Genomic DNA, 26,460 nt, shown 5'->3' with positions numbered 1-26,460 from the left:
GGTCCATCTCCTTAACCGGATAAATTCTCCTTCACTATAATCTGCTCTCCTCGCTTGGTCAACATGTTTTTGTTTAATATTTTATATTTTTAAGAAGTATTAAACTTAAATAATAATTATATTGCCACAACCGGAACGAAACGATATGCTGAGAAGAAAACATGAGCAACGAAGAGGTACGTTATGGAAACGTTGGTGTCCGAGAATAACCTGCCGCTGTTCGAGGCGCTGGCCAGCAGCGTGCGCATCCGGATCATTGAGCTGCTCGCGCAGGAGCCGATGGTCATGAAGGACCTCGCCTCCGCCACCGGGCTGAGCAACTCGATCATCACGATGCATATCAAGAAGCTCGAGCGGGCGGGACTCGTCCGCGTCGAGATGATTCCCGGCAAGGGCGCGGCCCAGAAGCTGTGCCGGTTAACCGCCGACCGGATGGAGCTGGTATTCCCACGGCCGGGCGTCGTCCCGCGCAGCTTCCACCTCGCCAGCGTCGCGGTCGGGCACTTCGTCGACTTCGACGTGAAGCCGACCTGCGGCCTGGCGACCAAGAGCAAGATCATCGGGGACCGCTTCGACGACCCGCGCTTCTTCCTGGAGCCCGAGCGCGTCGATGCGAAGATCCTCTGGTTCTCCCAGGGCTACATCACGTATAGAATCCCGAATTACCTGCTGCCGGAGGAGACGCCGGAGGAGCTCGAGATCACGATGGAGATCGCGTCCGAAGCTCCTTCGTTCAACGAGCACTGGCCGTCCGACATCGACTTCACCTTCAACGGAATCAACCTCGGCAAGTGGACGAGTCCCGGCGACTTCGGGGGAACCCGGGGCAAGTACACGCCGGAATGGTGGGATCTGAACCTGAACCAGTACGGCATTCTTGTCCATATCCGGATCAACTCGGACGGCACCTTCATCGAGGGAACGCGGGTGTCGGGCTATACGATTCAGGATGTCGGCATCCGCAAGCCCCAGTGGGAGCTGAAGCTGTCCGTCCGCGAGGATGCGAACAACCGCGGAGGCTTGACCCTCTACGGGACGGGGTTCGGCAATTATCATCAGGATCTGCAGTTCAAGCTGAGCTATACGGCGAATGAGACGAATGAGACAAGTAAGGCGAACGAAGGCGAATGAAGCGGAACAACCGAATCGGGGCAGAAAAGGGGGAGCGAGCCGTGAACGGAGACTGCAAAGGATGCTCGGCCAGCGTGCGGATCGACGACGAGAGCATTCGTCGCATGGTCGAGAAGGTGTCGCGAATCGGCGAGCTGTGCGTGGCGGACGAGGTCTACGAAGAGCGCCTCTCCCGTTGCTATGCGTGCCCTTCCCTTCAATACGGGACGACTTGCGCCCATTGCGGCTGCATCGTGCAGGTTCGCGCGAAGCTGAAGGACAAGACCTGCCCCGCTCCGGGACAAGCGAACGGCTTCTGGATCGCCTGACAAGAAGAAGGCTGCACGCCCGATGCAACGGCGTGCAGCCTTCTTCTACTTCGCGATACTCGCGGAATACTGCTCGCCCCAAGTCTTCATCAGCAGGATGACCGGCGTCAAGCTTCGTCCCAATTCCGTGAGCCGATAGCCGACCCGGCGCGGCGTCATCTTGTACTCTTCCCGCGTGATCAGGCCGTCCTTCTCCAGATCCCTCAGTTGCAGAGCAAGCATCCGTTGCGTGACCCCCGGAATGAGACGCCTAAGCTGATTGAATCTCGCCTCTCCCGCGATCAGGTGGTAGAGGATGAGCCCCTTCCACTTGCCTCCGATCAGCTCTACCGTCTTCTCGACCGCGCTGCCGGCTTGAACAAGCGTCTCCGTCTGTTCCAACTTGGAGCCTCCCTTCCGATATCGTTGCTTAACGCTATATATCCATTGTAGATGAGGTACCGTTCTTGTAACCAGATGAAGAACCTCACCTTGCACAAGGGCTCAGGTGAGGTTAGGGGCACTTTTGGGCCTTGCCGGCGCGCTTCGGATATGACCTTCGTCATGTTTGTCCGGCAGCGTCCCGTTCATGGGCCGACAGATAGGCGATTCCGAGCCCTCCGGTGACGGGAATCTCGTAGATCTCGCAATCGACCTCGAACACCTCGGCGATTCGCTCGCGAGTCAGCACCGCCTTGGGCACCCCGTGCGCGACGACCCGCCCCTTCTTGATCAGATAGAGGTAATCGCAATACTTCGCTGCGAGGGAGAGGTCGTGGAGGGCAGCGAGCACCCCGATATCGAGCGACCGCACGATGTTCAGAATCTGAAGCTGATACTTGACGTCAAGGTGGTTGGTCGGCTCGTCGAGCACGAGGAACTGCGGCTGCTGAGCCAGCGACCGGGCCAGAATGACGCGCTGCTTCTCGCCTCCGGACAGCGTCAAGTAGCTTCGGGAAGCATACGGCTCCAAGCCGACCTTGCGGACGGCTTCGTCCACGATGCGAGAGTCTTCCGCGTTGTCCGAATCGAGCAGCTTCTTGTGCGGGGTGCGGCCCATCGCAACCATCTCGCGCACGGTGAAGTCGAAGCTCAGGTCGTTGAACTGGCCGACGACGCCCATCTTCCGCGCGACCGCCTTCGGGCTGCTCTTCAGCAGGTCGGTATCGGACAGATGCGCCTGGCCCGCGTCCGGCTTGATGACCTTGTAGATGCTCTTCAGAAGCGTCGACTTGCCGCAGCCGTTCGGACCGAGCAGGCCGACGAACTTCTTCTCCCTCACCTGAAGGGAGATCCCGTTGACAATGGGCGTCCCGCCCAGCGATACGGAGAGATCCTTCACGTTCAGTTCCATCTTATTTGCCTCCGAAGTTGTAGCCTTTTTTGATCAGCATGTACATGAACAGAGGGCCGCCGATAAGCGCCGTAACGATGCCGATAGGCAGCTCGACCTTCGGAATCAGCACCCTTGCCAGAAGATCCGTCCACACGAGGAAAATCCCGCCGATCCAAACAGCCGTCGGAAGAAACCGCCGGTGATCGGAGCCGACGAGTCCGCGAATGAGGTGGGGGATGATCAGTCCGACGAAGCCGATCATGCCGCAGCTTGCCACGAGCACTCCGGTGATGATCGCCGTCAGCAGCAAGTACAGCCTGCGGTATGCGCTCAGATTGACGCCTAGCGTCACCGCCGCCTCGTCGCCCATCAGCATCGCATTGAGAATACGCGGCTGCAGGAGGAAGAAGAGCATGGCAAGCCCCATGACGATGGCGACAAGCGGGAGCTTATCCCACTTGGCGGCAGCCAAGCTCCCCATCGTCCAGAAGGTGACCGTTCGAATTCCGTCCGTATTGTTCGCTACATAAATAATGAAGTTGGCGAACGCCGTACAGAGCGCATTGACGACCATCCCGGACAGAACCAGCTTTACCGAAGACATTTTCCCGCCGAGTCCCGCCAGCACCATGACAATCATCGCAGCCCCGAACGCACCGACGAACGCGCCGAAGGCGACACCCATCTGGCTCAGGAAGCCGATCGAACCGAATCCGATCAGAATGGCGAAGGTCGCGCCGAGCGTCGCACCGGAAGAGACGCCCAGAATATAAGGATCGGCCAGCGGATTCTGGACGGCCGCTTGCATGATGGAGCCACACAGGCTGAGTCCCGCTCCGATCAGCAGCGCCAGCAGCACCCGAGGGAAGCGGATGTTCCAGATGATGTTCGCGCCCTGCCCTTGCAGCAGGGACGGAATATCGCCGATCTCGATCCCGCTCAGCTTGTAGATGAGAATTCGGAACGAGTCCCCGAGCGGAATGTGGACCTGGCCGATGGACACGGCGATGCCGATAGAGACGATTGCGATCACAGCCAGAATCAGTTGGACGAACCAGAATCCGTAACGGGTTGTCACAAGCGCCCTGTCGAAGCCGGGCCGCATCGCTTGAGCTTGCAGATTGGACATCTTCATCCTGCCTTTCCAAGATCAATAGGTACAGAATAATTGAGAATGATTATCTCCGTCAATTAATTTTCGGCAAATGATTGACAGAGCGGGCGTTTTCATTAATATTGATATTGATAATCTTTATCAGCAATGGATAGAGAGCGTTAGACAAAAAATGAAAAGAGGTCATCTGTTTTGAGAAATCATCGATTCCGGCAAGGTACTGCAGCGGTCTGTCTGTCCATCTGCTTCATGATTCTGGCGGCGTGCGGCAGCAACTCGAACAATGGAAGCTCGGCTTCCTCTTCCCCGTCGGCTTCTCCGTCCGCGGCGTCGCCATCGGCGAGCGCTGCCGCCTCCGAATCCGCTCCTGCTGCCGGCCGAACCGTCTATCCGCTCACCATCGAGAACTTCACCACCTCCGGCGATTCCGGAACGTGGGTCAAGAAGAACCAGACGTTCGAGAAGGCGCCGGAGCGCGTCGTGGCGAATACGCAGCCGATCGCGGAGATGCTGATCCGGCTCGGTCTGACCGACAAGATGGTCGGCGTTGCCGCGCTGTACGGCGACCTGGACCCGACAATTAAGGACGAATTCGAGAAAATCCCGGTTCTCTCCAAGGATTATGTCGGCAAGGAGCCGGTCGTCGGAGCGAATCCGGACCTGGTTCTCGGACGTGCCGACCTGTTCGCGGATGCCGACTGGGGCGTAGGCACGGTGGACGGCTTGAACGAGCTCGGCATCAACACCTTCGTCAACAGCACGGGGGTCAGAGGCGCCACCTTGGACAGCCTCTACCAGGACATCTCGAACATCGGGCAGATCTTCGATATTCAAGACACGGCAACTGCCTACATCGACACCCTGAAGGTTCGCGCCGAAACGCTTAAGTCGAAGTTCGCCGGCTCGCCGAAGCAGACCTTCGCTTACGTATCGGACAACGGCGAAGGCGGCATCAACACGTACAGCGGCTACGTCGATACGTTCCAGGGCGATGTTCTGGGCCTGCTGGGCCTGACGAACGCTTTCGCGGACGTGGAGGAGTCGAGCATCAGCCTCGAGCAGCTCATCGCCGCCGACCCGGACGTCTTCCTGCTGTCGTGGTACAGCGGTTCGCCGGACTCTCAGACGACGCTGGACAGCCTATACAAGAACGAGCAGCTTAAGGACATCAAGGCGGTCAAGAACAAGCAGGTGTACGTCATCGACTTCAACGCTTACTGGGGCTACGGCGACCAAATCATCGGCGCCGTCGAGAAGCTGGCGGGCGAGCTGACGGCTCAATAACGATCGGTGGCGGATCGATCATGCGAGGGTTGGCCGCTTGGTCGATCCGGCGCCGGAGAAGTTGCACGGGACGAGCCGAGAGGCCCGAAGCCCAAGGCCCGGCTTGATGCGGCAGTTCCCCCTTTTTCCGGAATTTATGTGGTTTTTCACATAAAAATCGGCGTGGGCGGGACAAAATAGCGATTGTATGCGGTTTTGCGCATACAATCGGCCTATCGAGGGGAATGGGAAACGATTTTATGCGGTTTTTCACATAACGGTCATACGGGGCCGTTGGAAGGCGATTGTATGTGGTTTCTCGCATAAAATCGGCCAGTCGTGATCAGGGGACACCCTGCGAGGCGATTGGACCTCATATTGTGCATAGCAAAAGGCGTTGCGGTTGCCCTTCGTCGGGCTTCCGCAACGCCTTGCTTCATTCATTAGGCGCGATCCACGATGCTCCGCATTCGGGCTTCGAGCTCCGCCCGTGCGCTCTTGCCGGCGATCTCTTCGAACACGGCCATCCCCGCGCCGAGGTTCGGCTTGCGCTCCACATTGTGCGCATCGGTCGCAAGCGTGTGAGCTCGGCCGGTCTCGATCAGCCAGCGTCCGAACGCCTTCGCCTCCGGCCCGAAGTTGCCGACCAGGCTGTCCGCCGACACCTGCGTCCAGAGGCCAAGCTCGATCAGCCCGAGCAGCCCCTCGGGGTCTTCGCGGAAGAAGAAGTGGCGCTCCGGATGGGCAAGAATCGGGACGACTCCCGCATCCAGAAGCCGCTCTACGATCTCCGGCGTGTCCGGGTCGTAGCCCTTCCAGCGCTGCTCGATGAGGACGTGGGTTCCGCCGCGGCCCAGGCGGGCGAAGGTTCCGCCGCGATGGTGATCGTCGAAGAAGCCCTTGCTCTCCAGGCGGACCTCGTTGCCCGGATGCAGGCGGATGCCGATCGCTTGCCGGTCCAGCTCCTTCTGCAGCTCCTCCAGCTTCCGGTGAACCGTGTCCGCCGTCGTCAGGTATGTCTCGTTGAAGTGAGGAGTGACGATGATATCCCGTATCCCGTCTTCATAGGCGATCCTGGCCATGGCCGCCGATTCTTCCAGATCCCTGGAGCCGTCGTCGACTCCGGGCAGAATGTGACAATGAATGTCGATCATGGCAAGTTCCCCCTTCCGTTTCGTCTCATACTAGCAGGCTCCGCCCCATCCGGCAACAACGAAGAAGATCGCCCTCGGGCCGCCTGTCGGCTCCTGGAGCGATCTTCTTCGTGTAATGCCTTCTTCTCTCTAGGTTCCGCAGAAGGTATCCCTTGATCTTCTCTGAGCAACAAACATTCTAAGGTAAATGACAAAGGTATTATTACTGGACAGTGAAAAGTTCTAACCCTTAAGAAGCCAGCGAATCGGCGTCATTCCTGGTTTTTTCCTGCTTTGATCGAATTATTTCGGTTATCGATAATGACGGGTATTGGGCAAACAGGCGAAAAAATCGATTTGCGCAAATACACGACGACCGTAGCCTCTGAAACGATGGTCTTGGATGGTGTTCGTAAATAGCGCCAGAACAAGCCAGACGTTCGAGAAGAGAATTTTAAGGCGATCAACTGAAGCAGGCCGGTGGCGATGCAACTGCACATGACGAATCCCTCGATCGCTTCGAGTGTTTGGCGAATTCGCCGTTGATCCTGTTCATTCTTCACCTTTCGATCTTGAACCGGTAGCCGTACAGCTCGATAATCTCCGTAGCCGCAAGCGTCAGATCTATACTCACTAGAATAGAGAGTTGCTCGCCTCGCCGCACCAGGACAAAGCGTAACGGCTGGTAGAGCTTCTGTCCCCACAGCAGATCGGAGGCACAAATAGGAGAGCGTCTCCTGCTTGCCATACAGCATCACCTCCGCCGTTTGGAACGAATCGGCCTGCGTTGAAAAAAGCTCTTTGAGCTTGATCTTTGCGCCTTTCTTCGGCGGGCGTCCCCGACCTTGCTTTTTGGCTTCCGGGAATTGATAAGCGGTGGCATTGATTTTGGCCTTCGTAATCAGAACGAGCTGAATACCGCTGGTAGCCCGCGCCTGCTTCCATCGCGTTAGCGCCGGGACGGACGGGAAATAGCGATCCAGCAGGAACAACGCGTTCCCCAGCACATTCGCCGCGGCGAAGCCTTGCTCGATCATTTGCACGACATGGGAATCCGACTTCGCCTCGCTCTCCGCGGCCGTCTTGCAGATTCAGGAACAGCGGCAAGCAGAACCACTTGGCCGATGTGCCGGCCAGCACCCCGACGGCGCCGAAGAGATGACCGAAGATGTATTCGCCTTTGGACACGTTCTCGGATTCCTGATGCATCTTCTTCACGCCGGGCATGCGGCGACCTTCCTTGGCCTGCTTCATGCCGTCTCCCGCCAACACCACGCGATCATGGACGGTCATTAGGGGAGTCGTCTTGCGGACGACGTGGAGCCACGTCACGCGTAGAGCGTCCAAGGTCCAGGCGGAGGAACGGAAGAAATGGAGGAGCGTCTCATAACCGCGCGGGTGCAAAGCAAGGTCCCGAACGATGGAGGACACCCCAAGCGAGTCGGAGCGCAGCATCAAGCCGAGCACGACAATAACAAACCAGTGAAAGGCGGCTTGTCTGGAGAAGCAGGAACGAAATTCTTGCATGATTTTATCGAGGTATGGGAGCATGTCGTCTGGTCAATCGCTCGGAAATCGGGTAGACTACAGTCTATAACCCTTTCAGCGATTTTATCCTTTCTGTGTGAGAACTAAAGGATACACTAAAATCGCTAGATTGGGTTATTTTTCTTTGGAGAACTTTTCACTGTCCAGTATTATTAAACCCATGCAAAATTTAGACGGCGGGTGGACTGGTGAAAAACGAAACGTGGCTCCATCTCGCCGGTGAGACACCATCCGGTATAAAATCATTTGGATCTGTACACTTATCTGGCGTGCTTCCAGCGTGACTACCCTTTGAAGATTGACACCAATGACCAGTAGGATCATAGTACATTACTGGCTCATTATTAACATACATATACCGATTCAACGACAACGGATCTTCCGCTTTTCCAGCATACGTATCCTCGCTCAAGAATCTCGCAATCTTCGGATCGTAATAACGAGCATTGAGATAATACAGATCGCTCTCGTCGTCGTATTGGTAGCCGGCGTATCGGAACGGGCTGTTTATCGTTCCCGTCTGGGAGACGATGTTGCCGAATGCGTCATAGTAATAGGTGCTCTGCACGACTCCGCTCGCATCCGTGAGAGAGGTGACGTCCGCATGTCCGTTGTAAAGGTAGCTATAGGTTGCCGTTCCTACCGTTCTTGTCGCGAGATTCAGCCCATACAGGTTGCGAGCGGTTTGCTTCCCGTTGCCGTCCGTCTCCAGCACGACCTTGTCGTATTCGTACATGTAGTTGGTCGTCTCGCCGTCGCTTCCTGTTTTCCTAACTCGCAGGCCTTCTCCGTTGTATTGGTAACTCGCCCCTCCGTTGCCCATCGACACCCGAATCAATTGATTGAAGACGTCGTATTCGTAGCGGGCTACACCTTCGAGCACCGTCACGATTCGCGGGTTATCCGTCACCTGCCCGTAGACGAAGATCCCGAATGTCGGTTCTGGCAGGTTCATCGGGTCCGTCTTCTTGCGTTCTTCCGTCGACTTGCTGATCATGTTGCCGTTGTTGTCATACGTATAGTCGACGCGCTCCGTCTCGCCCGAGAGACTCGCCTGCATCAAGGGGGAGGTTGCCCTTGATGCAGGCCGGTTTCCCATCCCCCACCTCCAGATATCATAAAATGTACTGAGACAAGCCCCCCATTTCTATTTGATCATAAATAGCCGGTAACTGAGTAACCCCCCTCAAGAAAGAAAACCTTGAAGAGCATGCTGCCCGTCAAGGTTTTTCAATCAGTCACTGGATACAAGCGCCAATCGTTGAACTATCCGTTGCAACATTCTCGGCAATGAACTTTCATTGGCTATCCCATAAGGGGAATAATGTAGTGTTTCCTCCTTAGAAATATGGATATCCGTTGCCTCCCCCAGAACTGTTCCATTATTTTTCTGTAACGAATACCCCCCCCCCCTGCGTCCTCTGTCCAAAAATAGATATCATTCAGATTCTCAATTTGCCGATTAGCAATCACTGGCCAAGTACCATTCTTAACAGCTTTATCGTAACACCACATATTAAGGATGGGCTTATCATTGGAGGCCACATTAAAATCAAAGTTAGCCGCTTCCATTATTGGATGCATTCTATAAATCTCCAGTAGCAACGCCCCTCCATCAATACTCAAGATACGACCCACCATATTTCCAATTCCACTTTCTAATGGTATCAGAATTAAATCTCCAGTCTTATACTTTTGCTTTTTGGCCACTAGACTTCCTCCTTGTTTATTTCTTCAAAAAGGCTGTTGCCTTTTTTAAATATTCAAGAGCTTTTAAACCTTTTTTAGTACCTTTGTCTATTTCACTTAAATCCAACGGCTTAATTCTATTCAATAGTTTCCCTTCTTTATCTAACATCATTTCATACAATTTAGACTCAAGACCCCTACCTTCAGAGTATGACAAATTTGTGAGTGGCTTTCCTTCTATTCTAGCAACTCTAATATTTAATCCGCGTTTAACCGAATCGTTTAATTCATGCTGGCTCAGCCTATATCTAATATCTTGGCGTGTTCTTCCAATATATTTAACTTTCCCTTCATCATCATACAGTTCATACACAGTGTATTTCGCCCCGTACTTAGAATCCTTTGCTAGAATTTCTTCAATAATACCCTGATTCTTGTTAATTTTATCAAGAGTATCTCCAGTTCTTGTAGCCGCCGATGCTGGAGTTGGGTCAATTAAAACCCCAGTAATAACATCTATTACTGGTATAGTGAGAAGAGAAATGTCAACAATCGTCCAACCGACCTCAGCAACTGTACTACCCAACATGGTTGTTAATGATCTACCTACATCACTACTTGATAGCAATTCCTCATCAAACTTGTTTGATTTCCTCAGCTCATCAATATCATTCTTGCAAAGCAACATCAACCTATTATATTCAGAAGTGTTAATTATACCTTGATCTAATGCCACATGAGCATATAATACAATATCATCATAATATGATATTACCTGCTGAACCGCTGGATCTAAATCTATGTCTGATTGTTGCATTAAATAATTTACTATTTGCGGTTGTGAATTCGAAGTGGTATTTGCTGAACTAGTATTTTCTACAAGATTAGTTTTTTTGCCTCCTGATGATGGTGAATTTGTTGATGTAATTGAATTTGATGAGCCAGTGTCAACCAGTGGTTTAGTTGAAGTCTGTAATCCAAGATGTGCATAATAAACACTATCCGGTATAAAATTATTTGGATCTGTACACTTATCTGGCGTGCTTCCAGCGTGACTACCCTTTGAAGATTGACACCAATGACCAGTAGGATCATAGTACATTACTGGCTCATTATTAACATACATATACCGATTCAACGACAACGGATCTTCCGCTTTTCCAGCATACGTATCCTCGCTCAAGAATCTCGCAATCTTCGGATCGTAATAACGAGCATTGAGATAATACAGATCGCTCTCGTCGTCGTATTGGTAGCCGGCGTATCGGAACGGGCTGTTTATCGTTCCCGTCTGGGAGACGATGTTGCCGAATGCGTCATAGGAATAGGTGCTCTGCACAACGCCGCTCGCATCCGTGAGAGAGGTGACGTCCGCATGTCCGTTGTAAAGGTAGCTATAGGTTGCCGTTCCTACCGTTCTTGTCGCGAGATTCAGCCCATCATTCTGCACCGGGTAGCCTCGCCGATTCCTGTACAGCTGTCATAAATGCCGAAATACGTCCCACATCTTTCGATGCTTTATAGTCTTTAGAGATCAACTGAAAAAAGAAACCTTGAAAGGCAGGAAGCCGATCAAGGTTTTTCAGCTACAGTTCTTGTTTTACAAGGTCTAATAAAAAATCTCCGAAGTCTTTAGCAATAACATTGTACTTCTGTTGGTCCGAATCAATTCCCGGAACAAATTCAACGACATGAGGTTCTTCAGAACTAAAGTCTAGACAATAAAGTTCACCACTACCTGTATCGTATATAACGAGCAGGTTATCAGGCAGGTTGACCTCTTGTCGTTCAGTTAGTGTGAACCAAATCGCATCAGGGACAGAAGAATTTTCAAAATCATCACCAATAATCCCGTAAACTTCTTGTGACCCAAAGTTGCCTGCGCCGAATGTCTTCAAAAAATCTGTGTAGAAGCCAGTGAACTTTATTCTTGTTGCTTCTTCAGCTAAAGAGATCAATTCATCAGAACGTGAGCCTACAAAAAATCCTTTTTCCTTATTGTTCTGTATTAATTCCTTAGCTTCTAGATAAGTTTCCAGACTCAATTGTATTCCTCCCGTTATCTAAAATCGTCTGCTCGATTCTTCCAATAATCCGATTTCCATTTATTAAATTCGTTTCGATTGATGCCTGATGGAACTGTATTAGGATTAATATGCAACACTTTACTATTTTCTTGATAGAACGTTTGTGTGACTTCAGCAATTGAACTATCATTCCTTTGGGTCATATGATGAAGATTCACAGACTTTCCATCATGTTGCCGGATCTAGCTTACCGATACAAACTTGCTTGTTTCGTGGAGCCTTCTTCTCTTTATCCCAAACCGAGACGGCTTCGTATACGTAGGTAACGCCGTTCTTTTTATTGTAATGATGCACGCGATAGGTCATGGTAAATTATCTCCATATGTTGGAATTATAGTTACAATTATAACTATGTTTCCTTCGAGATTCAACAACCTTCACACGAAATTCCCTTTATCCATAAGGGTTCTTCCGTTCTCAACGTAAGCGTCAAACCCTCCCCACCTTCTTCCCTGAATAGTTCCATGAGATAATCTCCTCAGAGTTCACCTAGAGGAGGTTTTTTCATGGCTAGAGAAGAGGTGCGGAAGAAATGGGAGGAACGAGTCGCCGCCTTCCGTTCCAGCGGAGAGAAGGCAACAAGATGGTGCAAAGCCAATCAGGTAGATCGTCGCGGGCTATACACGTGGATGAAAAGGCTAAGCGGTTCAGCTTCCCCTACAAGGGCTACCTCATCCACCACTTTTATCAAAGCCATCGTCACTCCTGAGCCGAAACGACACCCCTCTAGCCTTCGGATCCGTATCGGTGCTGCTATTATCGAGGTCGAAGCCGGATTCAATCCCGCCTTGCTCCGCGATGTGGTACAAGCCCTGGAGACCGTATGCTGAGCGAACTAACCACCCGCCAGGTGTACCTGGCCTGCGGCAGCACGGATCTGCGCAAATCCATCGACGGACTCTCGGTTCTCGTCCAAGAGGGACTTGGGATGAATCCATTCTCTCCATGCCTGTTTGTTTTTTGCAACCGCGAGCGGAACAAGTTGAAAATCCTCTATTGGGAGCATAACGGCTTCTGGCTGTTCTACCGCAGACTAGAGCGTGGCACCTTCCAGTGGCCCAAGGACTCCCGCGACCCCGTCACGGTCACCACTCGCGAGCTCCGCTGGCTGCTGGACGGACTTTCGCTCAGTCAGCGCCACGCTCACCCGCAAGTCCTCGCCGAGACCGTCATTTAGCAAGGTCTTCCTTCCTTGTTTCGTCACAGATTCCGACAGGTCTGAGCCTTCCTCTGTCGAAAGAATGACGTATGGAAAATAGAGCGGAATCCCCTACCATTGAATCTCTTCAACAACAAGTAACCGAACTATCTGCCAAGCTCAAATGGTACGAAGAACAGTTCCGTTTGGCGCAGCACAAGCGATTCGGTGCTTCGAGCGAGCAGACGAACCCGGATCAGATGGAACTCAATCTGTTTAATGAGGCGGAGTTGCTCGCGACGCCACCAAGCGAGGAAATGCCCCAAGAGACCATCACCTATACGCGGCGGAGCACGGCAGGCAAACGAGAAGAAGACTTCTCGAACCTGCCGGTCGAGACCATCGTGTACGAGCTAGCGGAAGAGAAACGAATCTGCGAATGCTGCGGCGGTTCGCTCCATGAGATGTCGACCGAGACGCGGAATGAGCTTACCATTGTGCCAGCACAATTCAAGGTAGTCAAGCACGTGCGGCAGGTGTACGCTTGCCGCCACTGCGAGCGTCATGAGCTGCAAACGCCAATCGTGACGGCATCCATGCCAAAGCCGGTACATCCCGGTTCCATGGTTTCGTCATCGCTCTTGTCGCATGTCATGGTGCAGAAGTACGTCGAGAGTTTGCCGCTGTATCGGCAAGAGAAGCAGTTCGAGCGTTTGGGCTACATCCTCTCTCGTCAAACCATGGCGAACTGGATGATGGTTGGAGCAGAGCTCTGGTTGACGCCTCTGTACGAAGCAATGAAATCCTATTTGCTGAGGCAAGAAGTGCTACACGCGGATGAGACGACGCTGCAGGTTCTTCGAGAACCAGGCAAGTCGGCCGAGTCGCAATCGTATCTGTGGCTCTATCGGACGGGAAGCGGCGTCTCGCCGGCGGTTCTGTACGAGTACCAGCGAACACGCGGAGGCGAGCATCCTCGGAACTTCCTGTCCGGATTCAAAGGCTACTTGCAGGTAGACGGCTATTCCGGTTATCACAAGGTAGCGAAGGTGAAGCTCGTCGGTTGCTGGGCGCATGCGCGGCGGAAATTCGACGAGGCGCTGAGAGGAGCGCCGCCGGAGATGGGCAAGCTCGGAAGTGTCGCAGGTCAGGGGCTGGCGTATTGCAACCAGTTGTATGCCATTGAACGTGAGCTTGCGTCGTTGACACCGGAGGAACGCCGAGAGAAGCGACAGGAGAAGAGCGCGCCCGTGTTGGAGGCCTACCGAACGTGGCTGAAGCAGCAGCAGTCTCGTACCTTGCCCAAGAGTCTGACAGGACAGGCGATCACCTACAGCTTGAACCAGTGGGAGAAGCTGACAGCGTTCCTTGAGGACGGGAGACTGGAGCTCGACAACAACCGGAGTGAACGGTCGATCAAACCGTTCGTGATCGGGCGCAAGAATTGGATGTTCGCCAATACGCCTCGCGGTGCGAAAGCGAGCGCGACGATCTACAGCGTATTGGAGACTGCAAAGGAGAACGGATTGCATCCGTACAACTACTTGAAGTATCTCTTCGAGCAGTTGCCCCAGCTATCTGGTCCGCTATCGCCCGAAGTGCTTAAGCCCTTCATGCCTTGGTCCGACCAGCTTCCAGAGGCGTGTCGGATGCCTAAATCTAAGGAATAGCCTAATCAGATCTCGCTCCCATCGCTAGGTGGGGGCTATTTGACGCTTACTTCTCAACTGCTCCATAGTTACAATTTCGGGGGAATTGAGGTTATACGGGTATTACATGGGTTAGATGTGTTATTGGTTGAAAGATGTTTTCATTCGGCACTGGGTAGCACCCACCAAAAAAGAAACCTTGAAAGGCATGAAGCCAATCAAGGTCATGACTTATTCAAGTAGTTCTATTTCTGTTGTGGAAAAGGATCTTCATCTAGGATTTTACATGATATTTTTTTTGCCGCCACGATAATTGGTGGGCTATCAAAATCCTCCACGCTAACTTTAAAAATGTAATTCCCTAATTCTATCTTGTATCTTTGATTCATTTCATTTGCTTCATCATTATTTGCTAACTCAATAAATACTTTGGACGTATCAGTATGCCATAAAAACAAAGTTGAAACAAAATACGGTTGTTCAAACTCAATATCTATTGCATATTCACTACTGCTTTGGTCTATGCTCCCTGATAAAACAACTTGTCCTGCGTTCATTCGGCAAAACTCAAAATCCATCCATAAACATCGGCTTAAGTAAGTATTGATTTTGTCAATTTCTATATTAACCTCATCTAAACTCATTACAAACATAAGAATCATCTCCTATGGTAAATCTATGTGTGTATTTTTTGCACCAGTAGCGTTAAAATTAGGATTTTTCGTACCATCCTTAAAGAACTCTTTCAGTTCACTTTCCTTATACCACTTACCATCAGTTCCTAAATATTCAGTACCACTTCCTTGAACTTTAGGGTCAGAATTCGGAACTGATTTTCTTGAGACCCTATAAATACTCCCAGCATTGGTGTGTTGACTATTGCCAGGATGTATCCTTACCTCGTAAACATAACCATTAGCTGTCCAAGGATGCTTAAGTCCATTAGGTATACTCGTCAATCCCTGCTGTTCCAACGCTTCATCAAGGAAATCTTTAGGATTTGTAGAGTTGAAGAGATTTCTACCTCCATTACCCGCACCCTTAGGCATAGCAAATCTCAACTTGGCAAATCTACCTGCGAAGTTCGCCGCGCCTGCTATTCCGAGTTCCATGTTTGATTCAACAATACTCCACAGTTGTGAAGTCTGGGCGTTCTTCAAATCAATCTGATACATCAAATATTCGCGGGCCATCACGGCATTGATTACATCAATATTATCGCCATTCTTCGCACTTGTTAAAAGACCTAAATAATTGTCAAAGGAGTTGCTCTCCTTCTGGCCGGTCACTGTCGTATACAGCTTGTTCAGACTCGAACCCGTATTGTGCCCGCTGGCGATTACTCCGTTGATCAACAACTTGGTCTCTGAAGAGTTTACGCCTTTGCCGCTGGAATACTGCCATAGGATATACTGATTAGCCTCATTATCCTTATTCTGTTCCAGCAAGCTTAGTAACGTTACCGCTTGCTCTACGTTGACTGTGCCGCCTACTCCTCTTTGAATATTGTTTACAAAAGCCTCCTCCGCTGTCGTTAGGTGGTTCGTGTAACTTCGACTCGTCGTTGCTGTCGCTGTTTTAAAATAAATATTGTTCGTTGTAACGTTGATGTCTGTCTTGCCGAATGTCGTTGTCGTTGCGCGGCTGACCCCGAATGATACACTTGAAGAAGTCACGTTATGGCTCCGAATCAGATTACTCCAGCTACTTGCGGTCAAATAAGTCATACTCGCCAACGTACTTGTAGCCGTATTAATAATCGTTTGGACTTGACTGGACATTTCCACTGTAATTGCAGTAAATGTATTCTTGTCGTTTTTGCGAACAGCCTCCGCCTTTGCTGCAATCGCATCTCTCTCGGATTTGGTCGTAGCTGCATAATACGCACTGGTCAGGGCAATGATTTGTGCTTGAGCATCCGCGCTTAATTTGGAGTCGCTCGCAATGAGATGACCCGTCGGATCCAAATATTTAATCGGTTCGTTATGCACATACGTATACAAATTCAGACTGAGCGGATAATTCGCCTGCCCTCTAAACGTATCCTCGCTCAAGAATCTCGCAATCTTCGGATCGTAATAACGAGCGTTGAGATAATACAGATCGCTCTCGTCGTCGTATTGGTAGCCGGCGTATCGGAACGGGCTGTTTATCGTTCCCGTCTGGGAGACGATGTTGCCGAATGCGTCATAGGAATAGGTGCTCTGCACAACGCCGCTCGCATCCGTGAGAGAGGTGACGTCCGCATGTCCGTTGTAAAGGTAGCTATAGGTTGCCGTTCCTACCGTTCTTGTCGCGAGATTCAGCCCATACAGGTTGCGAGCGGTTTGCTTCCCGTTGCCGTCCGTCTCCAGCACGACCTTGTCGTATTCGTACATGTAGTTGGTCGTCTCGCCGTCGCTTCCTGTTTTCCTAACTCGCAGGCCTTCTCCGTTGTATTGGTAACTCGCCCCTCCGTTGCCCGTCGACACCCGAATCAATTGATTGAAGACGTCGTATTCGTAGCGGGCTACACCTTCGAGCACCGTCACAATTCGCGGGTTATCCGTCACCTGCCCGTAGACGAAGATCCCGAATGTCGGTTCTGGCAGGTTCATCGGGTCCGTCTTCTTGCGTTCTTCCGTCGACTTGCTGATCATGTTGCCGTTGTTGTCATACGTATAGTCGACGCGCTCCGTCTCTCCCGAGAGACTCGCCTGCATCAAGGGGGAGGTTGCCCTTGATGCAGGCCGGTTCCCCATCCCCCACCTTCAGATATACATAAAATGTACTGAGACAAGCCCTCCATTTCTATTTGATCATAAACAGCCGGTAACTGAGTAACCCCCCTCAAGAAAGAAAACCTTGAAGAGCATGCTGCCCGTCAAGGTTTTTCAATCAGTCACTGGATACAAGCGCCAATCGTTGAACTATCCGTTGCAACATTTTCGGCAATGAACTTTCATTGGCTATCCCATAAGGGGAATAATGTAGTGTTTCCTCCTTAGAAATATGGATATCCATTGCCTCCCCTAGAACTGTTCTGTTCCATTATTTTTCTGTAACGAATCCCCCCCTGCGTCCTCTGTCCAAAAATAGATATCATTCAGATTCTCAATTTGCCGATTAGCAATCACTGGCCAAGTACCATTCTTAACGTTGCCATCCGAAGGGGTCTGAAAAAAACGGAAGAAAACAAAGATAACAAAAAACAGGTCAATCATGGTAGTATCTGACCATAATAGACCTGTTTATTGTATCGGTATAACGTTATTTTGGTTATAAAATTCAAACATCGATGTGCGTACAAATGAAATGACGAAATCAATATACGGTATTACATGGGTTAAATGTGTTATTGGTTCAATAATGGGGACATTCGGCACCGGTAGCCACCCACCGAAATAGGAACTCAAGCGATATGACAATTTTCAATTGTCATTTATTGAGTATCTTTTTTGCCAATAATCCAACTCTTGTTGGGAAACCTCATGAAGATGTCTACTTAAATATGGAATAATATCTTTTGAACCTAGTACAATGGGCTCTAATACTGATACATTTACAACCTCCTTAATTTTTGAATCATCTGACAGAAGTAGTTCTTCAAGAAAATCACTTAACTTCACAAGATTGTTATCGTTCTTTGTTTTACACCATACTTCTATTTCAGGTACTAAGATGGTTTCGTATACACAATGCGGCAGTCCATGCATGTGCTCATTTTCAAGATATTCTTCTTTCAAAGATGGAAATTGAATCAATAAATAATTAATTAATTCTTCGTAATCCATTTGCTCACCTTACTTTCCTGCCAATGCGTTGGCAATATCTTGAACTATTGCTTTGGCTATTACTTCGTCTTGAGCGTCTAAAGTTCCGCTGCTTATTAGTTTATTTATCCCATTCATAAATTCTTGGCCTTTTTGAGAGTGAAACTTCCCCTCCACAGGATTACCTGTGTGTACCTCATACCGTATGGAATCCATAGTAGTACCATTTCCAATTTGATTGGGATTTCCTTGCCCTTTGTATAAACTGTTAATAAAATTTTGCAATTTGGTGCTATTTGCTTGAGGTTTCACATCTAAGTTAACCTCTGCAAACAATTGCAGATTCATTTTTAATGATCCAGAATTCCCCGTCCCCCTCAACCCTGGCACAACTTCCTCTAGAGCCTCTTCAATCTTTTTCCCCTTTCTCAGCAATCTAAGCTGAGGGATAATAACAAATACGGCTGTAGTCCATTTATCAGTAGTACTAAGCACTTCTCCATTTACGATATCTTCTCCATAAATTAAATCACCTATGGATTTGACATTTCCAACAATAGGCAAAAGATTTAATGAAGCTTCTGCAAACGGATCAACTGTATTCGCACGAATGGCTTCTGTGTACTGTTCCGTTGTCATACTAGAGATACTACTATTCTGAACTGCCTGAGCGAACTTCAATACAGTAACAATTGACTCAACTTGACTAAGGGTAATGTTCTTATCATCTACTACTTCTTTAATTATTTTCGCGATCTCTTGCGTAGGCTTATAATCATTTGCTACTGTTCTTTCTATAATATTTCCTTTTAAATAGTTACTATAAATTTTAGCGCTTATTGTCTCTGTCGTTGCGGAAGTTTGCATTGTAGTTTGATTGTTCTGGTTACTATTATACAATTGATCCAAAGTATTTGTATTAATGATAACCTTTCCACTAACGATTCCAGCTGTTACTCCATCCGCTTTAATGGTGAATACTTGACCATTAATGTTAACTGTGGCTGTTTTCGTTTGATTATCCCACTTTGTGATCTGCCCTCCATATGCATCTTCAACAATTGTGCGTAACGTCACAGTAGCATTTGTATTCGCTTCTGCATGCCCCGTCGGATCCCAATACATCATCGGCTCATTATGCACATACGTATACATATTCAAGCTTAACGGGTCGTTTGCCTGCCCCCGATACGTATCCTCGCTCAAGAATCTCGCAATCTTCGGATCGTAATAACGAGCATTGAGATAATACAGATCGCTCTCGTCGTCGTATTGGTAGCCGGCGTATCGGAACGGGCTGTTTATCGTTCCCGTCTGGGAGACGATGTTGCCGAATGCGTCATAGGAATAGGTGCTCTGCACGACTCCGCTCGCATCCGTGAGAGAGGTGACGTCCGCATGTCCGTTGTAAAGGTAGCTATAGGTTGCCGTTCCTACCGTTCTTGTCGCGAGATTCAGCCCATACAGGTTGCGAGCGGTTTGCTTCCCGTTGCCGTCCGTCTCCAGCACGACCTTGTCGTATTCATACATGTAGTTGGTCGTCTCGCCGTCGCTTCCTGTTTTCCTAACTCGCAGGCCTTCTCCGTTGTATTGGTAACTCGCCCCTCCGTTGCCCGTCGACACCCGAATCAATTGATTGAAGACGTCGTATTCGTAGCGGGCTACACCTTCGAGCACCGTCACGATTCGCGGGTTATCCGTCACCTGCCCGTAGACGAAGATCCCGAATGTCGGTTCTGGCAGGTTCATCGGGTCCGTCTTCTTGCGTTCTTCCGTCGACTTGCTGATCATGTTGCCGTTGTTGTCATACGTATAGTCGACGCGCTCCGTCTCTCCCGAGAGACTCGCCTGCGTGGTCGCCAGAAGGCGATTCTGCTCGTCGTAGGTGTAATCAATAATCGTAAACTGGCTGCCCTCGGTCACTCGCTCGGTGATCCGATTGCCCGCTCCGTCGAAGGCGTATTCGGTCTTCTTGCCGCTCGGCTCTGTGACGATCTGCAGCCGGTTCAGTACGTCATACGCATAGGAGGTGGTTCCCTTGGCCACGCCGTTTACCGTCTCCGTCTTCGTCTTCTGGTTGCCTGCATTGTCGTACGTATAGACGTACTGGTCCAGCAAGGTTGAACCCTTGTAATTCTTGAGTGTGTCCAGCAAACCATTCGTCTTGTACGTATACGACTCCTTGGTTGTGTTCGCATACGTTACGGTCTGTTGGCTGCCATCCGAGAAGTACTCATAAGTCACTGTAGCCGTTGCAGTCGGGCTCGTACCGTTAATGACGTACTTCAAACGGCCGACATTATTATATACCTTGGTCGTACTGTTGTTCTTGGCATCGGTCGTGATCTCCGCATAGTAGCCTGTTGTCAACCCCGTAGTCACGTCGTACTGGAACTTGCTCGTTCCGATACCCGGAACGGACTTGGAGACGACGCGTCCGAGCGAATCATAGGTACGGCGAGTCGTTCCGGTTGAATCCGTCACACTGAGCTGGCTGCCGTTCTTGTCGTACGTGTAACGAATTTGTCGTTCCGACTCGTCGGAAGTCAGCTCCGGTCCCGTCACGGTCGTCGACAGAAGGCGGTCATGGGCATCATAGACATACGCGGTGGTGTTGCCGTTACGATCCTGTCTCGTCTCCAATTGTCCGGTAACGGTATAGGTCATCGACTCGACCTTGGACAGATCGTAAGTATAGCTTCCCTCTTGTCCTGTACGACCTCCCGGATAGATCGTACGAACAAGCTTATTGACAGCATTATACTCATAGGTCATAACATGACCGGTGCCATCCCGCTGGGTCAGCTTATTCCCGTTCAAGTCATACGTGTATGCCGTAATCTCTCCCAGAGCATTGACAACGCTAATCAATCGCCCCTGCTCGTCGTACTTGTACCGAGTAATATTGCCGTTGCCGTCCGTCTCGCTGGCTTGATTGCCAACGTTATCGTATGCCTGCGAGGTGGTATTGCCAGCCGGATCGGTGAGGCTGACTTGGCGATTGTTGCGATCATAGGCGAAGCTGGTTGCCCTGTTAAGCGCGTCATACGAAGCAAGCTGTGAATCATTCGCGTTGTACACCAGCTTCTCAATGACGATCCCGGCAGCATCCTTAGTCTCAATAAGACGGTTGCGGGCGTCGTAGACGAATTGTTGCTTGTTGCCAAGCCAATCCTTCTTCTCAATAACATTACCGTTGGCATCATAGCTCTGGGAATCCGTTCGAACCGTTGTATTGCCTGCTACGTCCGTAACGGATGTTAACGTCATCGTCAATCGATTCAAGCTATCATAGCGATACTCTGTCTCATAGCCATTGCCATCGATATGATAGCGCCTGTTGCCATTGGCGTCGTATCGATCCTTCATTACGATTGCATCTGTGCCGTCTAGCCCAGACTCCGTCTCGCTAAGAATACGGCCATAGGAATCGTATGCGAACCGATTCATCGTGCTGGCCGAATTGCTCTGCGACGTCACTCTCCCCATAGCATCGTATTGCGCAACTAACGTCAATTCCGGTATGGAGTCGTCCCCTTGTTCGACAACCGTCCGTGTCTGATTAAAGGCATTATAGGTGTAAGTCGTAACATTACCGTTACCATCCGTCTCGTTAAGCTTCCTGCCAATCGCATCGTAAACATAGCGGTGCAGTACCCGTTCTGGCGCAGCCGTTCCGGACTGAAGAGTCTGCTCAGTTGTTCTCCCCGCATCATCCAATCGATTGCCGAATACAACGCCGTTGGCATTGGTCACAGAGACCTGACGTCCGGCTCCGTCATAACTGATCTTCGTTGTCCACTTCAAGCCTCGTTCCGCGCCGACCGGATCAAGTTCCGTGACAAGCAGGTTCGCGGCATTATACGAGAGAATTGTCCCATAGCCGCTCTGAATACGAGCATCAATCGTCGTACCGGTGCCGGCCAGGTAGCCTTCACCGTCGAGCTTCTTGATGACGTTCCCATTCTCGTCGTACTTGAATGCCTGCGTTACGCGTGCCATCTCCGTCTCCATCCATGCGTAGGAGGCACTTAACGTCTTCTCTGCATAATATTCCGTGACAGCCTGAGTACGCCCCATAATATCGTAGGTGTACACGGTCCGACTCATCTTGGAGAGAAGCTCGCCTTCCTTATAATTGCCCGGCGACACTTCGGCCACCTTCCTGCTTGCGCGGTCATAAGCGAATAGATGCACTCCTCCCGCGGAGTCAACCTGCTTGGTCAGATTGCCGGCTGCGTTATACACATAGCTTGTCATATTGCCGCGCCCATCCATGCTGCTCAGGACATGACCTTGACCGTCATAGGTCGAGCTCGTTCGGACGATCGTCGTCAATCCGTTCTCGTCTACACCCTCCTTGCTTGTCGAAGTCAATCGGCCCAAGGCATCGTATGTCATAACGGATTCCACACCGTCGGGAGTCACTGTTGATAGAAGATTGCCCTCCAGATCGTAGGAATACCGGGTAGTCAACACAGTATCGGTATCGTCGTCGAAGGCATTGCCGTCCAGATCCCCTGCCCGGACATGCTTCTTGACAGCAAGCGGCTTGCCCAAGTCGTTATACACGTATTCCGTTGTCAACGTCTCATCGGCAGAGGCAACGTGATCTTCACGAGTAAGCCGATTGTCGGCATCATACGTATAAATCGTCTCAGCTCCATCGCTGGATTGCGTAGAAGCGATTGTCCCGTTGGCCTGATAAACAGTTGACGTCCAGATCGTCCGATTTCTCGCGGGAACACTGAACGCATTGACCGGGTCTTTACCCGTCGAGGTCAGTATCACACGACCTGCAAGGTCATACGTATACCCTTTATAGGTGTACTTGCCCCCATCCAGAGGAGACCATGTTCCCGTCACACGATTTAATCCGTCGTATTCATAGTAGCTCGAATTGCCTCGGGCATCTGTTACGGATCTAACAGATCCATTCGCATAATAGGATGTTGTCGCTTCTGTTCCGTCCGGTTGCTGCTTAACAACTTCTCGGCCATTCACGTCATACGTAACGGTTGTCGTCGCGATATCCTTCTCGTTCAAGTACACGCTGCGCGAATATTGTGTATTGCCATTGGATAAGACGGTATATGCATACGTCTCCAGCGTGTATGCTTCCGAACCTGCATTCGATTGGAAGCTCTTCTTCTTGATCCGATTCATCGCGTCATATTGATACAACGTGATGGATCCGTTAGGCTGAGTGACGCTTGCCACATTGCCATAGACATCATAGGTATAGCTCGTCGTATATCCCAAGGCATCCGTAACGGTGCTCACTTGACCGTTCGTATCATAGGTCCAACGGGTTCCTTCCATATTGTTCTTGTACTGATTCGGTGTCGCTTGGCGCGTCTGCTGACCGTCGTTATTAAATTCATTAAACGTCGTTTCTCCTTCATCGCCTATCGTCTTGACGACGTGACCAATCGAATCGTATTCATGTTCCGTACGATAGCCTTCCGCGCTGATCTGCGTTGTCAGCCAGCCAACGCCGTTATAGGAACGGGTTGTGATATTGCCATCCGGATCCGTAACGCTCGTTGCATTGCCTTGAGAATCATAAGCATAAACAGTCTTGCCTCCTTCCGGATCGGTCTCAGAGCGAAGCAGCTTCTTGGCTTTATGGCCCAACTTCGCGTCCTCCGCCTCCGAATAATACTGATATTGCGTAATGGCGAACCGCGTCTGATCCGCTTTATCGCTGTAAGCATCTGTTCCGTTTAATGGCTGAACTTTCTTCAAGAGAAGCGTCTGACTCGCGTCATAAATATAGTACGTAAGCCGACCGGTCTCATCCTGCTCACTGATGAGGTTGTTCTTGGAGTCGAAGACGTAGGCCCTTGAGTTGCCATCCGGATTGATTAACTTTGTAACATTGCCATTGGAATCACGTTCGTATTGCGTTTTATTGCCATAGCGATCCGTAACCGACTTTACTTCTCCGTACTTGTTATAGCTGCTCGAATCTGTAAAATACTCCACAAGTGTCAGGCGACCCTCCGGGTCCTGAGATTTCACCACATAACCGGCCGTGTCATACCACTTAACGGTCAGCAAACCGTCGATATTTTTGAGCTTGGTCATTTTGTTGGTTGAATCGTAAGTGTACTGGACAGTATGGCCGTTCTCATCAATCGTGCGAGTGACCTTGTGTTGGTCCGTTCCGGTCGAATGGCTGTACAAGACGGATTCCACAAGGTTGCCTGCGCCATTCTTAATGGCGGTCAAATAATTGCTGTTATCGTACATGTATACCCTTGTGTCCTTCCCACTCGGGTCGTTCACCTTCCATAACCGATTCAGCGAATCATACGTATAGGTAACTTTACGCCCGATCGGATCGACAATCGAGGTGATATAACCGGCAGCGTTATAGTTGATAATGAATTTTCGGCCGACGGTATCCATGACGCTTCTAACCTTGCCCGCCGCATCGGAAGCGATCGTCACCTTATTGCCGTTGCGATCCTGCATCCACGTCAGATAACCTGCCGTGTTGAATCCATAGGTGTATTGGTCCGCCGTTGTCAACACATGCGTGCCGTCCGACTGCTTGACCAAGGTGCTGTGCGAATCGTTAGCCGTATAGGTGCCGTCGCTGTTCTTCACGAACACCTGCGCTCCGCCGCTCGGAAGCCGAACGACTTTGAACTTGGTTGGGCTCGTCGTATCATCCTTGACACTGCCTTCGAAGCCAAATGTCCAGCCCCGGCCCATGGAACTCGTCGTTCGATCATCTCGCGAATTGTACGTTCGGCTTAAGTTCACAACGAAGCCGGGAGAAGTGACGCTGATATCTGTCTCCGTTCGCCCATAGTTGCCCGTTGCGACATTAACCCCTTCTTCTCCGTAGTGGATTTGTTCCATAAGATCGGAAGATACGTCCACCGCAAGAGTTACGACCAGGGTATCATTGCCTTCGGACAGTATCGAATTCCCTGTCGCAGATGAAGATCCGTTATCGTTCGAAGAAGCGCCTTGGCCTTCCAACGCTCCAATTGCGTTCACCCAGCCTGAAGCGCCAACTTTACCCGCAAGTGCACTCGAGGCCTGAACACCATTCTTGATTCTCTCTGCAATCGAACTCGATGTTAAATCCGCATACATACTCTTAATCAAGGCGGCAATCCCCGCTACGAATGGCGCAGCCATACTCGTCCCGCTTAAGAAGGCGTAGCCGCTGCCAGGAACTGTACTCAGAATGCTGACCCCAGGTGCGGCAACGTCCACGGACTCTCCATAATCTGCGAAGGAGGCCAGCTTGCCCTTATTATCAATAGCCGTTACCGACAGCAGATTGGGAATGTCGAACGAAGCGGGATAGACAGGCTTCACTTCTGAATTGTCTCCGTTATTGCCTGCCGCTGCAACGAATAACATGCCGCTTGCTGCCATAGCATCTTCAAGAGCAGGATTGGCATCGCTGCCTCCGAAGCTCATATTAATGATGCTGGCGCCCATCTTCTCCGCATATTCGATGGCCTCAATAGCATCGGAGGTGTACCCTGCTCCATTCGAAATAAACTTGAGCGGCAGAACTGTTACATTAGGCGCTACACCCCGAATACCATCTGTATTCGCTTGTGCAGCAATGATTCCCGCCACGTGTGTCCCATGCTTGTCGTCCGAAGCGCTGTCGTAAATGCTGGAATCTCGATTAATAAAGTCAAAGCCGTGCACATCGTCTATATAACCGTTGCCGTCATCGTCAATTCCGTTGTCCGGAACCTCGTTCGGATTTGTGTAAATATTGCCGGAGAGATCCGGATGTTCGATCTCAATACCGGTGTCGAGGACGCCGACCATGACGGAGGAAGCCCCCATCGTTGTCTCCCAAGCCGCTCTCGCTCCGATGTCTATGCCGCTGATTCCTGCTTGCCCCACATTCTGCCCCGAATTGCTTAGTCCCCATTGTTCTTCGAATCTGGCATCCGCTATCGCAGTAGAATAGAGCATATAATTGGGCTGCACATATTCGACATTCGGGTTCTTGCGTAATTCCGCAATCGTGGAATTCAGATCATCCTGACTACCGATCTGAAGCAGTTCCGTTCCTGATCTTGGATTCCTCTTCTTGACTTCCAGCTTCTCGAGCTTAAGCCTTGTCCTCACACTCGCTTCGATGGACGCTCCGTCCGCAGAGAATTTGTATTTAACGAGCAATTGCGTCTTATGACGCTCCGTCTTCTCCGCCTTCGTATTGGACGATGCTGGTGCCGCCTTCGCGGTGATGGACAAGTCGCTGAACACCGATGTCAGAAGCAAAGAGAATAACGTTACGTATTGAATGGATTTGCCAAGTCGCTTCATATGAATCCTCCGAGGAC

The 26,460-nt window shown here is 50.5% G+C and carries 22 protein-coding genes and 1 pseudogene; 7 read left to right on the top strand and 16 right to left on the bottom strand.

Annotated elements, in window-relative coordinates; all coding sequences use genetic code 11:
* The first annotated feature begins 183 nt into the window (after positions 1 to 183).
* Positions 184 to 1,131 carry an ArsR/SmtB family transcription factor gene (locus E6C55_RS08210; protein WP_136369296.1) on the top strand — a complete coding sequence of 316 codons (948 nt, stop codon included), beginning with the start codon at positions 184 to 186 and terminating at the stop codon, positions 1,129 to 1,131.
* On the top strand, positions 1,128 to 1,439 hold the full coding sequence (locus E6C55_RS08205; RefSeq protein ID WP_136369295.1) for a DUF6171 family protein: 312 nt from the start codon (positions 1,128 to 1,130) through the stop codon (positions 1,437 to 1,439). The genes E6C55_RS08210 and E6C55_RS08205 overlap by 4 nt, the downstream gene beginning before the upstream one ends.
* A gap of 45 nt (positions 1,440 to 1,484) precedes the next feature.
* On the opposite strand, the gene E6C55_RS08200 is transcribed toward E6C55_RS08205, so the two are convergent.
* The 3 genes from E6C55_RS08200 to E6C55_RS08190 all read right to left on the bottom strand — a co-directional run bounded on the left by E6C55_RS08200 (position 1,485) and on the right by E6C55_RS08190 (position 3,859).
* Positions 1,485 to 1,820, bottom strand: coding sequence for a winged helix-turn-helix transcriptional regulator (locus E6C55_RS08200; RefSeq protein WP_136369294.1), 336 nt, complete (start codon positions 1,818 to 1,820; stop codon positions 1,485 to 1,487).
* Between the two features lie 160 nt (positions 1,821 to 1,980).
* Complete coding sequence (locus E6C55_RS08195) at positions 1,981 to 2,772, bottom strand: ABC transporter ATP-binding protein (RefSeq protein ID WP_136369293.1); 792 nt, start codon at positions 2,770 to 2,772, stop codon at positions 1,981 to 1,983.
* Between the two features lies 1 nt (position 2,773).
* A complete protein-coding gene (locus E6C55_RS08190; protein ID WP_211093546.1) occupies positions 2,774 to 3,859 on the bottom strand; it encodes a FecCD family ABC transporter permease in 1,086 nt (361 codons plus the stop codon).
* Positions 3,860 to 4,060: 201 nt separating this feature from the next.
* On the opposite strand from E6C55_RS08190, the gene E6C55_RS08185 reads away from it, so the two are divergent.
* Positions 4,061 to 5,152, top strand: a complete 1,092-nt coding sequence (locus E6C55_RS08185; RefSeq protein ID WP_230986604.1) for an ABC transporter substrate-binding protein — start codon at positions 4,061 to 4,063, stop codon at positions 5,150 to 5,152.
* 422 nt (positions 5,153 to 5,574) lie between these two features.
* On the opposite strand, the gene E6C55_RS08180 is transcribed toward E6C55_RS08185, so the two are convergent.
* Both E6C55_RS08180 and E6C55_RS34615 read right to left on the bottom strand, forming a co-directional pair.
* A complete protein-coding gene (locus tag E6C55_RS08180) occupies positions 5,575 to 6,285 on the bottom strand; it encodes a tyrosine-protein phosphatase (protein ID WP_136369291.1) in 711 nt (236 codons plus the stop codon).
* Positions 6,286 to 6,536: 251 nt separating this feature from the next.
* Positions 6,537 to 7,307 carry a hypothetical protein gene (locus E6C55_RS34615; protein ID WP_230986603.1) on the bottom strand — a complete coding sequence of 257 codons (771 nt, stop codon included), beginning with the start codon at positions 7,305 to 7,307 and terminating at the stop codon, positions 6,537 to 6,539.
* 115 nt (positions 7,308 to 7,422) lie between these two features.
* On the opposite strand from E6C55_RS34615, the gene E6C55_RS34610 reads away from it, so the two are divergent.
* The gene (locus E6C55_RS34610; protein ID WP_230986602.1) at positions 7,423 to 7,560 is read left to right on the top strand and encodes a hypothetical protein; all 138 of its coding nucleotides are present in this window, start codon (positions 7,423 to 7,425) and stop codon (positions 7,558 to 7,560) included.
* Here E6C55_RS34610 and E6C55_RS35355 read toward each other — a convergent pair.
* From E6C55_RS35355 to E6C55_RS33730, 7 genes and pseudogenes are all read right to left on the bottom strand, one after another.
* Positions 7,525 to 7,791: pseudogene (locus E6C55_RS35355) on the bottom strand (transposase); the annotation flags it as partial. The gene E6C55_RS34610 and the pseudogene E6C55_RS35355 overlap by 36 nt on opposite strands.
* Before the next feature lie 190 nt (positions 7,792 to 7,981).
* Complete coding sequence (locus E6C55_RS08170; RefSeq protein ID WP_136369290.1) at positions 7,982 to 8,911, bottom strand: RHS repeat-associated core domain-containing protein; 930 nt, start codon at positions 8,909 to 8,911, stop codon at positions 7,982 to 7,984.
* 206 nt (positions 8,912 to 9,117) lie between these two features.
* On the bottom strand, positions 9,118 to 9,522 hold the full coding sequence (locus E6C55_RS08165; protein ID WP_136369289.1) for an Imm26 family immunity protein: 405 nt from the start codon (positions 9,520 to 9,522) through the stop codon (positions 9,118 to 9,120).
* A gap of 16 nt (positions 9,523 to 9,538) precedes the next feature.
* Entirely contained in the window at positions 9,539 to 10,840 is a 1,302-nt protein-coding gene (locus E6C55_RS08160) for an RHS repeat-associated core domain-containing protein (RefSeq protein ID WP_230986612.1), read from the bottom strand.
* Between the two features lie 247 nt (positions 10,841 to 11,087).
* Complete coding sequence (locus E6C55_RS08155) at positions 11,088 to 11,546, bottom strand: SMI1/KNR4 family protein (protein ID WP_136369287.1); 459 nt, start codon at positions 11,544 to 11,546, stop codon at positions 11,088 to 11,090.
* A 14-nt stretch (positions 11,547 to 11,560) separates the two neighbouring features.
* Entirely contained in the window at positions 11,561 to 11,731 is a 171-nt protein-coding gene (locus E6C55_RS35350) for an HNH/ENDO VII family nuclease (protein ID WP_136369372.1), read from the bottom strand.
* A 25-nt stretch (positions 11,732 to 11,756) separates the two neighbouring features.
* Positions 11,757 to 11,894, bottom strand: coding sequence for a hypothetical protein (locus tag E6C55_RS33730; protein ID WP_168735528.1), 138 nt, complete (start codon positions 11,892 to 11,894; stop codon positions 11,757 to 11,759).
* 200 nt (positions 11,895 to 12,094) lie between these two features.
* Here E6C55_RS33730 and tnpA point away from each other — a divergent pair, with 200 nt between their 5' ends.
* From tnpA to tnpC, 3 genes are all read left to right on the top strand, one after another.
* Positions 12,095 to 12,418: an IS66 family insertion sequence element accessory protein TnpA gene (gene tnpA / locus E6C55_RS08145; protein WP_136369286.1), complete on the top strand. Its 324-nt coding sequence runs from the start codon at positions 12,095 to 12,097 to the stop codon at positions 12,416 to 12,418.
* Positions 12,412 to 12,765 (top strand): IS66 family insertion sequence element accessory protein TnpB, encoded by a 354-nt coding sequence (gene tnpB, locus E6C55_RS08140; RefSeq protein WP_136369285.1) that lies wholly within the window; start codon positions 12,412 to 12,414, stop codon positions 12,763 to 12,765. The genes tnpA and tnpB overlap by 7 nt, the downstream gene beginning before the upstream one ends.
* Positions 12,766 to 12,836: 71 nt before the next feature.
* A complete protein-coding gene (gene tnpC / locus E6C55_RS08135; protein ID WP_136369284.1) occupies positions 12,837 to 14,396 on the top strand; it encodes an IS66 family transposase in 1,560 nt (519 codons plus the stop codon).
* A gap of 224 nt (positions 14,397 to 14,620) precedes the next feature.
* Here the strand turns inward: tnpC and E6C55_RS08130 are convergent, their stop codons facing one another.
* The 4 genes from E6C55_RS08130 to E6C55_RS08115 form a co-directional block, all read right to left on the bottom strand.
* On the bottom strand, positions 14,621 to 15,028 hold the full coding sequence (locus E6C55_RS08130; RefSeq protein ID WP_136369283.1) for a hypothetical protein: 408 nt from the start codon (positions 15,026 to 15,028) through the stop codon (positions 14,621 to 14,623).
* Positions 15,029 to 15,040: 12 nt separating this feature from the next.
* The gene (locus E6C55_RS34165) at positions 15,041 to 17,116 is read right to left on the bottom strand and encodes an RHS repeat-associated core domain-containing protein (protein ID WP_136369282.1); all 2,076 of its coding nucleotides are present in this window, start codon (positions 17,114 to 17,116) and stop codon (positions 15,041 to 15,043) included.
* 669 nt (positions 17,117 to 17,785) lie between these two features.
* On the bottom strand, positions 17,786 to 18,148 hold the full coding sequence (locus E6C55_RS08120) for a DUF7674 family protein (RefSeq protein WP_136369281.1): 363 nt from the start codon (positions 18,146 to 18,148) through the stop codon (positions 17,786 to 17,788).
* A 9-nt stretch (positions 18,149 to 18,157) separates the two neighbouring features.
* Positions 18,158 to 26,443, bottom strand: a complete 8,286-nt coding sequence (locus E6C55_RS08115) for a S8 family serine peptidase (protein WP_136369280.1) — start codon at positions 26,441 to 26,443, stop codon at positions 18,158 to 18,160.
* Positions 26,444 to 26,460: the final 17 nt, after the last annotated feature.

The sequence above is a fragment of the Cohnella fermenti genome (assembly GCF_004801405.1).
Lineage (GTDB): Bacteria > Bacillota > Bacilli > Paenibacillales > Paenibacillaceae > Cohnella > Cohnella fermenti.
This window is presented reverse-complemented; position numbering and strand designations above follow the sequence as displayed.

Bases quoted from the DNA above. Each gene is read 5' to 3' on its own strand.
- E6C55_RS08210 (WP_136369296.1), top strand. From the start codon at position 184: ATGGAAACGTTGGTGTCCGAGAATAACCTGCCGCTGTTCGAGGCGCTG.
- E6C55_RS08205 (WP_136369295.1), top strand. From the start codon at position 1,128: ATGAAGCGGAACAACCGAATCGGGGCAGAAAAGGGGGAGCGAGCCGTG.
- E6C55_RS08195 (WP_136369293.1), bottom strand. From the start codon at position 2,772: ATGGAACTGAACGTGAAGGATCTCTCCGTATCGCTGGGCGGGACGCCC.
- E6C55_RS08190 (WP_211093546.1), bottom strand. From the start codon at position 3,859: ATGCGGCCCGGCTTCGACAGGGCGCTTGTGACAACCCGTTACGGATTC.
- E6C55_RS08180 (WP_136369291.1), bottom strand. From the start codon at position 6,285: ATGATCGACATTCATTGTCACATTCTGCCCGGAGTCGACGACGGCTCC.
- E6C55_RS34610 (WP_230986602.1), top strand. From the start codon at position 7,423: ATGACCGAAGATGTATTCGCCTTTGGACACGTTCTCGGATTCCTGATG.
- E6C55_RS08170 (WP_136369290.1), bottom strand. From the start codon at position 8,911: ATGGGAAACCGGCCTGCATCAAGGGCAACCTCCCCCTTGATGCAGGCG.
- E6C55_RS35350 (WP_136369372.1), bottom strand. From the start codon at position 11,731: ATGACCCAAAGGAATGATAGTTCAATTGCTGAAGTCACACAAACGTTC.
- E6C55_RS33730 (WP_168735528.1), bottom strand. From the start codon at position 11,894: ATGACCTATCGCGTGCATCATTACAATAAAAAGAACGGCGTTACCTAC.
- tnpA (WP_136369286.1), top strand. From the start codon at position 12,095: ATGGCTAGAGAAGAGGTGCGGAAGAAATGGGAGGAACGAGTCGCCGCC.
- tnpB (WP_136369285.1), top strand. From the start codon at position 12,412: ATGCTGAGCGAACTAACCACCCGCCAGGTGTACCTGGCCTGCGGCAGC.
- tnpC (WP_136369284.1), top strand. From the start codon at position 12,837: ATGGAAAATAGAGCGGAATCCCCTACCATTGAATCTCTTCAACAACAA.
- E6C55_RS08130 (WP_136369283.1), bottom strand. From the start codon at position 15,028: ATGTTTGTAATGAGTTTAGATGAGGTTAATATAGAAATTGACAAAATC.
- E6C55_RS34165 (WP_136369282.1), bottom strand. From the start codon at position 17,116: ATGGGGAACCGGCCTGCATCAAGGGCAACCTCCCCCTTGATGCAGGCG.
- E6C55_RS08120 (WP_136369281.1), bottom strand. From the start codon at position 18,148: ATGGATTACGAAGAATTAATTAATTATTTATTGATTCAATTTCCATCT.
- E6C55_RS08115 (WP_136369280.1), bottom strand. From the start codon at position 26,443: ATGAAGCGACTTGGCAAATCCATTCAATACGTAACGTTATTCTCTTTG.